General features: G+C 37.3%; 10 protein-coding genes. 5 read left to right on the top strand and 5 right to left on the bottom strand.

The window, feature by feature from the left end; translation table 11 throughout:
• Positions 1 to 3: 3 nt before the first annotated feature.
• On the bottom strand, positions 4 to 342 hold the full coding sequence (locus EGI24_RS06040; RefSeq protein ID WP_255047458.1) for a LiaF transmembrane domain-containing protein: 339 nt from the start codon (positions 340 to 342) through the stop codon (positions 4 to 6).
• A 321-nt stretch (positions 343 to 663) separates the two neighbouring features.
• Between EGI24_RS06040 and EGI24_RS06035 the strand changes: the two genes are divergently transcribed.
• A complete protein-coding gene (locus tag EGI24_RS06035; protein ID WP_255047457.1) occupies positions 664 to 1,746 on the top strand; it encodes an alpha/beta hydrolase in 1,083 nt (360 codons plus the stop codon).
• 72 nt (positions 1,747 to 1,818) lie between these two features.
• Here the strand turns inward: EGI24_RS06035 and EGI24_RS06030 are convergent, their stop codons facing one another.
• The 3 genes from EGI24_RS06030 to EGI24_RS06020 form a co-directional block, all read right to left on the bottom strand.
• Entirely contained in the window at positions 1,819 to 3,909 is a 2,091-nt protein-coding gene (locus tag EGI24_RS06030; protein ID WP_255047456.1) for an alpha-glucuronidase family glycosyl hydrolase, read from the bottom strand.
• A gap of 165 nt (positions 3,910 to 4,074) precedes the next feature.
• On the bottom strand, positions 4,075 to 4,263 hold the full coding sequence (locus EGI24_RS06025) for a hypothetical protein (RefSeq protein ID WP_255047455.1): 189 nt from the start codon (positions 4,261 to 4,263) through the stop codon (positions 4,075 to 4,077).
• 52 nt (positions 4,264 to 4,315) lie between these two features.
• A complete protein-coding gene (locus EGI24_RS06020; protein WP_255047454.1) occupies positions 4,316 to 6,487 on the bottom strand; it encodes a radical SAM protein in 2,172 nt (723 codons plus the stop codon).
• Between the two features lie 211 nt (positions 6,488 to 6,698).
• Here EGI24_RS06020 and EGI24_RS06015 point away from each other — a divergent pair, with 211 nt between their 5' ends.
• Together EGI24_RS06015 and EGI24_RS06010 are read left to right on the top strand one after the other, a co-directional pair.
• Positions 6,699 to 7,001: a hypothetical protein gene (locus EGI24_RS06015; protein WP_255047453.1), complete on the top strand. Its 303-nt coding sequence runs from the start codon at positions 6,699 to 6,701 to the stop codon at positions 6,999 to 7,001.
• 36 nt (positions 7,002 to 7,037) lie between these two features.
• Complete coding sequence (locus EGI24_RS06010; RefSeq protein WP_255047452.1) at positions 7,038 to 8,051, top strand: type II toxin-antitoxin system antitoxin SocA domain-containing protein; 1,014 nt, start codon at positions 7,038 to 7,040, stop codon at positions 8,049 to 8,051.
• Positions 8,052 to 8,455: 404 nt separating this feature from the next.
• Here the strand turns inward: EGI24_RS06010 and EGI24_RS06005 are convergent, their stop codons facing one another.
• The gene (locus EGI24_RS06005) at positions 8,456 to 8,629 is read right to left on the bottom strand and encodes a hypothetical protein (protein WP_255047451.1); all 174 of its coding nucleotides are present in this window, start codon (positions 8,627 to 8,629) and stop codon (positions 8,456 to 8,458) included.
• Positions 8,630 to 8,784: 155 nt separating this feature from the next.
• Between EGI24_RS06005 and EGI24_RS06000 the strand changes: the two genes are divergently transcribed.
• On the top strand, positions 8,785 to 9,447 hold the full coding sequence (locus EGI24_RS06000) for a DUF2461 domain-containing protein (RefSeq protein WP_255047449.1): 663 nt from the start codon (positions 8,785 to 8,787) through the stop codon (positions 9,445 to 9,447).
• A 226-nt stretch (positions 9,448 to 9,673) separates the two neighbouring features.
• Complete coding sequence (gene ygiD, locus EGI24_RS05995) at positions 9,674 to 10,570, top strand: 4,5-DOPA dioxygenase extradiol (RefSeq protein WP_409035469.1); 897 nt, start codon at positions 9,674 to 9,676, stop codon at positions 10,568 to 10,570.
• The last annotated feature ends 180 nt before the right edge of the window (positions 10,571 to 10,750 follow it).

The raw sequence follows: 10,750 nt of genomic DNA, 5'->3' as shown, positions 1-10,750 counted from the left end.
ATTTTAACACCTATCTATTGTCCTACTCCTTTTAATAATCATATCTAAACCTACACCTATCAATAACAAAGGCCAAAGTTCAAATACCGAATTAAGTGAAAACTGGCTCAAATAAGCAGGATAGTAAAAAACAGTGGCTACTATTCCCCAAAAAATACCACTAAAAATTTTACCCTTAACCAACTCTCCGAAAGCTATAAAGACAAAAATAAGCTTCCAGCTGATAAGATTCTTTGGCAATTCAAACCACAACATATCGAAGTTTCTCATTAAAAATAGACTTCCGATAACGATTATAGCTACTGCCCAAATAACTGAAGATGTACTTTTTTGCGTTTTCATAATTGTAATTTCTTTGTTTTTTCTTCAAAATTATGTTCAAAAACAAAACAAGAATAGTGCTTTTCGTTGAATGATAAGCATTTTATCGTTGAATATTTGATTTTTACCGACGAATGGAAACAAGAGATTGAAAACATTTCAAAGTTTTACTAGTTTTAACTTTCAGAGCATCTTTTCGATTTGTATTTATCCAAGTTAAAAGCTCCAAAATATATAATATTTCCAATATAGCGGGTCATTTTTATTCTTCAAGCCCTCTAAATGTTTGTTAGAATCTTCAATAATACTATTTTTGCGACCCCGAAAATGTCAAATTACCTTATGAAATTAGATAGCGGCAGGATGTATGTAGAGGTAAACACTTTAGTAAACGACGACCGACCAGTGTTTTTGTCAGGAAGTTTTTGTAATTGGAACCCAAGAGACACTGATTTTTTGATGAAAAAAGTTGGTAATGGCCAATATCGCTTTGAATTTGAGAAAGATTTTACGCTAGACAATCCTTTAGAATACAAATATACCAAAGGCGGTTGGGAGCATGTGGAGCTTGATAGCTTTGGCAATACCAGCAAAAACAGAACCCTTCTACCTGTTTTTCGTCCGAATCTCGACTACGTACCTCTATGGAGACAAAACGGCTTTACGCCTTACTACAATGAAACCATGCCTTTGATAAAGACCATGGAAGTAGAAATACCTCAATTGAAAAAAGTCAGAACCGTCAGCGTAATTTTGCCCAGTGATTATGCCAAAAATACTGACAAAAAATACCCCGTGGTGTACATGCACGATGCTCAAAACCTTTTTGGTGAAGGCTCAGTGTATGGCAATTGGGAAATAGACAAACGCCTTTCTTTGCTCAAGAAACAAGGAAAATCTGATGTTATTATTGTGGCCATCAACCATGGCGAAGAAGATCGTCAGGTGGAGTTTTCACCATATAAAAATCATGTGAAAGGTCAGGGCATGCGTTATGCCACTTTCATAGTTAGAACCCTCAAGCCACTGATAGACAGCACTTACAGAACGCTACCCGAAAGACAACACACTGGAATTGGTGGAAGCTCAATGGGAGGATTGATCAGTATTTACACCGGTATGATGTACCCCGAAGCTATTGGACGCTTAATGGTTTTTTCTCCTTCACTATGGACTTCTCCGAAAATCTATTTTGATGCAGTCGAATTTTTTAATCCATTAGACACTAAAATTTATCTATATGGTGGTGGAAAAGAAAGTGCAAGCATGTTGCCTAATATTGAAAAACTAAAAGAGACCATTGATAACCAAGGCTTTGATTCAAACAAAATTCAGATTAAAGCCGAACTAGACCCTGAAGGTCAGCACAATGAAAAACGCTGGGGTCAGGAGTTTCCAAAAGCATTGGATTGGTTATATAATTGATGTCTGGTAATAAAATAAAAAGGTAGCAGGAGATTATTTGCTACCTTTTCTTTTTTTGAATATCAGCTCAATTTACCGCACATGATAAACATCAACCAAACTTTTTAACTCTTCAAAAGTTCTTGTTGGTTTTTGATAAGGTGATGGCACAGGCATTTTGCTATATTTCTGAAAATAAACCACCGAAGCATCTCGCCACCAAAGTGCTTCTTTGAGTTGGGTTTTGAGTCTTGCTTCCACATTTTCGAAAGTCTCGGAGTCTATTTTTCCTTTCAAAGAAGCCCAGTCTTTCTGCATGTTTTCTGCAGATTTCACTCCTTCATAATATCGAGTCACCATTTCGTCCCATACCGTTTTGCCATTTTGGAGTTTATGGGTCCAAGGGGCATGGTGAAACCAAAGTAAGAATTCAGGTTGAATAGTATTGATATCGCTATATTTATTTCTTAAGCCAAGGTGATATTGAGCCACTGAATTACTGCCTTTTTCGGTACGGTCAAAACCGATTCCAATGGAGTCTGCTCTGTGATAATATAAAGCCGTCCAGTCTGGACGAGGTGCTTTTTCTACCCAAGGTTCTGGTCCAAAATGATGGCTTTCTCCCATTACATGATGCACGCCAAGCGGATTGGTGTAGTTGGTATATATTTCTCTAGATTCCAGCATCAATTTCTTAATGGTTTCAGTTGATTTTGCATCCGTTCTGAAAGTCATCTTTACCCATTCATCTGCTATTTGGGCGGAGGTTATTTCGTGATTCCAAGCCATTCTACCGAGTGTGTACCAGTTGGCTTGGGCCATCGGATGACCTGTCCAGTTACGGTCTGAACCCGTATTGGCCACGCCAATCATGGAGGTTAATGGATATTTAAAAAGCTGTCCATCAATAACCTTAGCTACTGTAGACCCCTGTCCTTTGGCATAGGTATCAGTTTTTAGAACTTCCTCAAACATAGGAGCTTCATACACCCAATGAGTAGCCCAACCCAAATATTCTTGTGTTAATTGAAACTCCATTGATACGGGTGTTTTTTCCATAGCTCCAAAAAGTGGAGAAATAGGCTCTCTTACTTGAAAATCTATTGGGCCGTTTTTTACTTGAATAATAATATTAGCGTGAAATTCTCCATCAAATCTTTTGAATTCGTTGTAAGCTGCTGCAAAACGGTCGCCTTTCGGATCAAAATTATAGACAAATGCACGCCAAATAATCAGACCATTATGTGGGGCCATAGCTTCAGCAAGCATGTTAGCTCCGTCTTTATGCGTTCGGCCAAAGTCCATCGGACCAGGTTCGCCTTCTGAGTTGGCTTTTACTACAAATCCTCCAAAATCAGGTATAAGTTTATACACTTCGTCGGCTTTGTTTTTCCACCATTGCTTTACTTCGGGATCAAGTGGGTCGGCAGTTTTTAATCCACCCAAAATCTTTGGAGAAGCAAAATTTACGGATAAGAAAACCTTAATTCCATAAGGTCGAAAAACATCTGCAAGGGCTTTTACTTTACCCAAATACTCAGATGTAATAAATCTCGCTGAAGCATTAACGTTGTTTAAAACCGTTCCATTGATACCAATAGAAGCATTTGCTCTGGCGTAATCTATGTATCTGGGGTCAATTCTTTCAGGAAGTTCGTACCATTTCCACATCGACATGCCAGCATAGCCACGCTCAATGGTGCCATTGTTATTGTCCCAATGATTGAGCATTCGGAGTTGTATTTTTGGGGCGGAGGCTATCTTTATATTTTCAAGAGACGCTAATGTTTGCATTCTCCGAATCAATTCAAAAACACCATAAAGCACTCCTTTAGAGGTATTCGCAGTGATATTTATTTGATTTTTAGAACTTATTATTTCAAAAGCTTCAGCATTTTTGTTTGCTATTGAACCAACTTTCAAAACCAAATTGGCTTGAGAAGCACTAGTCATCGTTTTTGATGTAAAGCCCAATAAACCTGAGGTTGCCTTTTGAATTTCAGAAATGGTAACTTTAGCAGTTTCATCTGAAAAATTGGTGGAAACTGTAGTTAACTTTTGAGCATAGTTTTTCCTCAAAGTTTCGTTTTTAATAAGATCATATTTGAGCCAAAGCCGGTAGCCGTCGTCAGCAAATGAACCAAACGAAATCATGCTCAGAAGAAGCAAAATAATAATTCTCATGTTTTTCTTTAGTGATTGAATAGGACAAATATCGGAAGAATTGCCTTTAATTGAATTGAAAATCGGGATTATTTGATCGGATTGGTGAATTCAGCAAACCACACTTTGGACTCTTCGAGTGTGGATTGGCCAGAGGCTATTTTTAGGATGCAAACAACATTAAAATCAGGCAAGAGCCCTAAAAACAGCTTCATATTCTTTAAAGTTTTCCTCTAAAAGTTTATCAAATTCCATGTCCCTTTTCCTTCGTTTAATTTCTTTCATAACATCATTTAATAAAGAATTGACAAATTCAGATTCAACAAGTTCAATCAAGCATTTCTTCAATTCTTCTCTTTCTGCAATTGTCGTCATAATCGCTTTTTTTATTCTTAACAAACAATTCCTATCCAAATATACCAAAATCCTACAAAACCAAAAGTCCCTGCTCACGCATTTCGTTGATAGGTTTGGAGTACCAAAATAGCTCAAAATGCTCAAATTTAGTTTCGAATGAAGATTTTAATTCATTGAAAGTAATGGTTTTAACTTTCCGTACATCCATCAATTTTAAGTTTTCCAAAAACCACTCACCTTTTTCTTTTTCGATGTTTATACTGAAAGTCTCCATTTTTTCATGGAAAGTCAGGTGCAATGCCGGCCCTTTTTTAGTTTTCATTTCTTCTACAATCGGCTGATTTCCAATCCAGATAATCTTGGCGTTCGGTTTTATGAGGCTATGATCTTGCTCCTCAAGACATTCGGCTATAAAATCGGGGCGAATCTTGGTTTTGGGTATTTTGAAATCAAACCAATCTTGCAGCGGATATTCAAAACAAAGCCCATGCATGTAGTTGTATAGAGATTTTTTGAGCCCAAAGCTAAATTTGTCGTGGTCTATACCCGTTGAATCCTTGAATTGGATATCGTTATCAGCAAACGCAATGTCTTTGTAATCAGGCACTATGCCAAATTTTTCGGGATTTAAGCCAACTGGACTGTGGGCTGTTAGTGCAAACTGATGCCAAAAACCTGAGTGCAAAATACCCAACTCAAACATCTGCCGCACCATTTCGAGGCTGTCTACAGTTTCTTGTATAGTTTGGGTCGGATAGCCATACATGAGATAAGCATGCACCATGATGCCCGACTCCACAAAGTTTCGGTTTACTTTAGCCACTTGTGCTACCGTTACACCTTTGTCTATCAATGCCAAAAGTCGGTCTGAAGCCACCTCTAGCCCACCTGAAACTGCTATGCAGCCCGAGGATTTGAGCAAAACACAAAGGTCAGCTGTAAAGCTTTTTTCGAAACGAATGTTGGTCCACCAGGATACCACCAAGCCACGCCTTAATATCTCTAATGCCACTTCTCGCATTAGTGCAGGCGGAGCAGCTTCGTCTACAAAATGGAAACCGTTCTCGCCAGTTTGTTCGATCATCTGCTCCATTCTGTCTACCAGAATTTTGGCGGCAATAGGTTCGTAAAGTTTGATATAGTCGAGCGAAATATCACAAAAAGTACACTTGCCCCAATAACAGCCATGTGCCATGGTGAGCTTGTTCCATCGGCCGTCAGACCAAAGGCTGTGCATTGGATTGGCCAGCTCAATCACCGAAATATATTGGTCCAGAATCAAATCAGAATAGTCTGGCGTACCTATTTCGCTGTGTTTGTAGTCTTTTTGGGTGGAATTATTGATATATTTTACCTCCCGATTTTCTAGGCAAAAAGTTCGTTTAAACTCCGAACTTTCGCTTTTACCCAAAACATTTTTCGCCAGCAATTCTATCGGCAGTTCGCCATCGTCCAACGTGATGAAATCAAAATACTGAAAAACTCGAGCATCCTTTACACTTCTGAGCTCAGTATTGGCAAAGCCACCGCCCATGGCGATTTTTATTTCAGGAAAGTGCTCTTTTAAATAACCAGCACAACGAAAGGCACTGTACAAATTGCCCGGAAAAGGCACCGAAAAACAGACCAATTTTGGCTGGATTTCTACTAGTTTTTGCTTTAAAATCCTGAGTGTGATTTCATCAATAAATGTGGGTTGTTTTTGCACATGGCCGTACAGTTCATCAAACGAATTGGCACTTCTGCCTAACCGCTCGGCGTAGCGGCTAAAGCCAAAGTTTTCGTCGAGACATTCCACTATAAAATCAGATAAATCCTCGAGATATAGCGTAGCCAGATGCTTGGCTTTGTCTTGCATGCCCATGTTGCCAAAGGCCCATTCCAAGTCATTCTCCTGAGAAAACCTCGACGCCTGTGGCAGAAAATTCCCGCTACAAATTTGCCGGGCCAAAGTGGGTTTATGGCCTTGTAAAAAGGCAATTACCTCCTCTATGGTCTGAATATAATCACGCTTCAAACCGAAAATCCGTTGTGAATTTTCTGAAACTCCGTCCAAACTGGCCTTCTCAAAAATGGAAGCCAAACCGGTCTTAGAAAAAAGCTCCAAAATAACCTCAATGCCCAAGTCCATCTGAAATGCGGCAATACCCTTGGTATTCAAAAACCCCTTCAAATAGGCCGTAGCCGGATAAGGTGTATTGAGCTGAGTAAAAGGGGGCGTAATGAGGAGGAGGTCTTTCAAAAGGCTTTTTTTTGTGTAAAATTAGGGATTTGTTTTGGGAATGGTAAAAAACTAAATGCTTTTAGAAATTTTAGATATGAATATTATTCTAAAAAAATTAGCAAATCAATTTTAAAGTTGAATATTGTGATAAAAAGGCATTAAATTTGTATTTTAAAATTATTACTTGACTTTAAGAGAATCCGTCGAACAGTTTCTACATGATTTTAAATTGAAATTAAGAATCTACGATATCATCTTTTTGGACAGCAGAAATAAGAATCTTCAAACTTTAATTGATTTGGAAATAAAGCCATTGGAAAGAAGAAAAGTAATTGAAAACCTAAAAGTGGAGGATTATAGTGTTGGGCCTATTCCTGACCAGAATTTTGTAGGTAGTGACCTTTGGGTATTTGGTAAACAATTGAAAAACAAAGAAATATATATCAAGATTTCCATGGGACTTCCAAACAAAAAGACGATTTGTATTTCATTCCATACTGCAGAATTTCAGATGGAATATCCTTTAAAATAAATCCATTTTCATAAAATCTAAAATTTAGCGAACAAAATGAGAACAATAGAAAGCCCTTTTTCAGATAAGATTTTAACAGTAAAAACCAGATCCAGTCATTTGACTTTCAGGAAGGAGGAATTTGAAATAGTTTACCACTATTTTGAAGATATACTGCCAAATGGAGCGGTTCAGGAGTTCACTACCGACGAGTTAGACGAACTAAACCAAATCCAAATTTATAATCTCTTTCGCGAAAAACACCGTCTGCCTTTTCCTGCCCAGATTATAGAAACTCGCCAAAAATATGGACTTTCGGCCAGTAAAATGTCTGAAATTTTGGGCTTTGGGGCAAATGGTTACAGGCAATACGAAGCAGGTGAAGTTCCTAGTTTGTCGAACGGAAAGTTGATTCAAATGGCCGCAGATCCATTAAAATTTAGGTCTTTAATAGAAATCTCCGACCCACTAGAGCAAAAAGCAAAGGAAACATTACTCCAAAAAATTGACAAACTTTTAGCCATTGAGCAATCAGAAGAAGAAGGATTGGAACACTACTTGTTCAACACCGACTTACCCAACGAATACACGGGTTATCAAAAACCTTATATGCAAAAACTCGCCCACATGGTGATATACTTTGCAGAGAACCTAAAACCTTGGAAAACTCAGCTCAACAAACTACTTTTTTATGCTGATTTTCAGACATTTGCACTTACAGGTTTTTCTATGAGTGGCGTAAAATACCGAGCCATAGACATGGGGCCAGTACCGAATAATTTCAGCAGTATTTTTGAGTATATGTCTAACCAAAATTTGGTGGAGATAAAATGCACAAGTTTTGAAAACGGAGGAATAGGAGAACAGTTTTTACCGAAACCAGAGAATAAATTCAATAAGGAACTATTCACCGAAACAGAGCTAAAAGTATTATTCAACGTTACAGCAACCATCGCCCAGCTTAAAACCCAAGACCTCATAGCCCGCAGCCATCAAGAAAAAGCCTGGATTGAAAATTATCCTACAAAAGGTTTGATTAGTTATAGGTGGGGGTTTGAGATTGTTAACTAAATATTACGTATTAAATTGTCATTGAAGTATTATATATCTATTTAAACTAACGAATAGTACTATTATAACAATTATGAAAATTGAAAGAAATTTGTATTTTGCTTTACTAAATTTGGTAAAATAACGTAGGAATAAAAGATTATTAAGTTATAGAGTTGCATTTCTATTAATTTAAACCTTCAAGACACTTGAAGCTCAAAATTCTTCCATTTCAAGCTCAAAAGTTCAATATTGTGCTACACATACCTCAAAGACAATCATCAAAGACAAAGCCAATCCTATCATATACTCCAAATAATCCTATCATAACAAAAAGATATACTTTTAAACGTATCTTCTTAGACCAACACGAATTTGTAGAAAAAACCTATATTTGAAATAGCTCTTTCAGGATTATTTGAATTTTATTTCTTAAGTTTTTCCACCAATTCTTTTATCAAAAGTGCCGCTAAAGCTCCAATGGCAAATATCGAAAGAAACTGAACGGTGCGTATGTTTTCGTTACCCACTATACGGGTGAAATTACCTACAGAGAGCATTAATAATACTGCAAGAAGGACTAATCTTTTGTTTTTCATGGGCTTAGGGAGTTTGGTTTGTATATCAAATATAGTCATATTTTTTTTTAAACACATAGGCACATAGTTAGCATAGGATTTTTGATAGATTGAAATTTTATTTTGTTGAGGTGTTTTCCTTTTTAAATTGCGATATAAATTTTTTGAAATTACCTATGGGAATCTCTAACGAACTTTTGGCTTTCTTAAAAGACCTGAAAGCCAACAATAACAAAGAATGGTTTACTGCAAACAAAGGCCGATACGAAACCGCAAAGGCGGAGTTTGAAACTTTCATCACCGAACTTTTTGCTCGAATAGCGGTCTATGACCCAAGTATTGGTCATTTAAAAGCCAAAGAATGTATTTTCAGAATTTACCGTGATGTGAGGTTTTCTAAGGACAAGTCGCCTTACAAAACGCATTTCGGGGCTCATATTTCTATAGCTGCTAAAAAATCAGAGATACACACACGTTCGGGTTATTACATACACCTTGAGCCGGGCGAAAGCATGTTGGCTGGTGGGGCATATTTACCGCAAGGTGATTGGCTGAAAGGCATCAGGCAAGAAATTGACTATAATGGTGCCGATTTGGTAAAAATTCTAGAAAATCCAGACTTCAAAAAGACTTTTGGAGAAATAGAAGGCGAAAAATTGGCTAGAATGCCCAAAGGATATCCAGAGGATCATCAATACATTGAACTTCTAAAAATGAAAAGTTTCTTGGCTACTCACAAACTGAAGGACTCCGAACTTACAAAAGTCGATTTTACAGAAACTGCCGCAAAAGTATTCGAAACACTTAAACCATTGGGCGATTTTCTGAACAGAAGCTAAAAATATGTAGCTACATATAATGTAAATGAAAATATTTGCTTTTCTTTGAACTTTAATGTTGGTAAACTTAGTTTGATTAGAGAGTCTTGCTACTCAATGGTGTGTATTTCAACAAAATAGAAAATACCATCTATAGATTTTTTTGGAATAATTCAAATGAATATCTCAAGATTTAGAAGACTTTTGCCTAGCGTCATAGCGACCTAGCGGTTAAATTATATTCAAGATGAAAAGAAGAAATTTCATAAAAGCCTCAGCAGGCATAACCACAATGGCAACACTTAGTTCACTTAAAAATATAGCTGATAGTTTACCCGAAACTGGCCAAAAAATGCCAGTGCTTTTTGTAGGCCATGGCAGCCCCATGAATGCCATAGAAGACAACGAATTCAGCCAAAAATGGCGTCAAATAGCCAAAGATATCCCTAAACCAGTGGCTGTATTGTGTATTTCAGCTCACTGGCTGACACGTGGTACGTTTGTTACGGCTGCTCCTCAGCTCGAAACAATCCACGATTTTGGCGGATTTCCACAAGCACTTTTTAATGTAAAATATCCAGCTCCGGGTTCTCCGACATTAGCCGCTGAAACAAAAAATTTAATAAAGAACACTGAAGTAGGCCTCGACCACGACTGGGGATTTGACCACGGCAGTTGGAGTGTAGTCAAACAAATGTATCCTGAAGCCAACATTCCGATGATACAATTGAGTGTTGACTTCTACAAATCAGGCGAATACCATTATGAATTGGGCCAGCAACTGGCAGCTCTTCGCCACAAAGGCGTATTGATACTCGGCAGTGGTAACATGGTGCATAATCTTCGTATGATTAGCCTCCCCAAAAATGCTGATCCGTCCAAAGGCTTCAATGTTGAATATGGCTTTGATTGGGCTATCGAAATGAACGAATTGTTTAAGAAGCTAATTGCAGACAAAAACCACAAACCGCTTTGGGATTATAAAACTTTGCACAAAGATGCCCATTTGGCTATTCCGACACCCGATCATTATTATCCCTTGCTTTACACTTTAGGTGTTCAAGATGACAAAGACAAAATAGAGTTTTTCAATGACAAAGCCATCGCTGGTTCATTGACCATGACTTCGGTGAAAATAGGTTAACTTTAATATTTAGGGCCAAAATTATGCAAGATTTTGGCTTTTTTAATTACCTAAAAATTCTTTTGGGTACTAAAAATGAAAAAAATGATAAGTTTTTGGGTACTAAAAATGAAAAATAATTAATTTTCTGGGTACTAAAAATGAAAAAAATTATTACTTTTGGGTACTAAAATTGAAAAT

Origin of the sequence: Lacihabitans sp. CS3-21, assembly GCF_024343675.1 — a bacterium.
Lineage (GTDB): Bacteria > Bacteroidota > Bacteroidia > Cytophagales > Spirosomataceae > Leadbetterella.
The sequence above is the reverse complement of the archived record's forward strand: the minus strand, read 5'-3'. Positions and strand labels throughout refer to the sequence as shown.

What these genes read in the sequence shown, in the direction of transcription:
- EGI24_RS06040 (WP_255047458.1), bottom strand. Translation starts at nt 342, where the DNA reads ATGAAAACGCAAAAAAGTACATCTTCAGTTATTTGGGCAGTAGCTATA.
- EGI24_RS06035 (WP_255047457.1), top strand. Translation starts at nt 664, where the DNA reads ATGAAATTAGATAGCGGCAGGATGTATGTAGAGGTAAACACTTTAGTA.
- EGI24_RS06030 (WP_255047456.1), bottom strand. Translation starts at nt 3,909, where the DNA reads ATGAGAATTATTATTTTGCTTCTTCTGAGCATGATTTCGTTTGGTTCA.
- EGI24_RS06025 (WP_255047455.1), bottom strand. Translation starts at nt 4,263, where the DNA reads ATGACGACAATTGCAGAAAGAGAAGAATTGAAGAAATGCTTGATTGAA.
- EGI24_RS06010 (WP_255047452.1), top strand. Translation starts at nt 7,038, where the DNA reads ATGAGAACAATAGAAAGCCCTTTTTCAGATAAGATTTTAACAGTAAAA.
- EGI24_RS06005 (WP_255047451.1), bottom strand. Translation starts at nt 8,629, where the DNA reads ATGAAAAACAAAAGATTAGTCCTTCTTGCAGTATTATTAATGCTCTCT.
- EGI24_RS06000 (WP_255047449.1), top strand. Translation starts at nt 8,785, where the DNA reads ATGGGAATCTCTAACGAACTTTTGGCTTTCTTAAAAGACCTGAAAGCC.
- ygiD (WP_409035469.1), top strand. Translation starts at nt 9,674, where the DNA reads ATGAAAAGAAGAAATTTCATAAAAGCCTCAGCAGGCATAACCACAATG.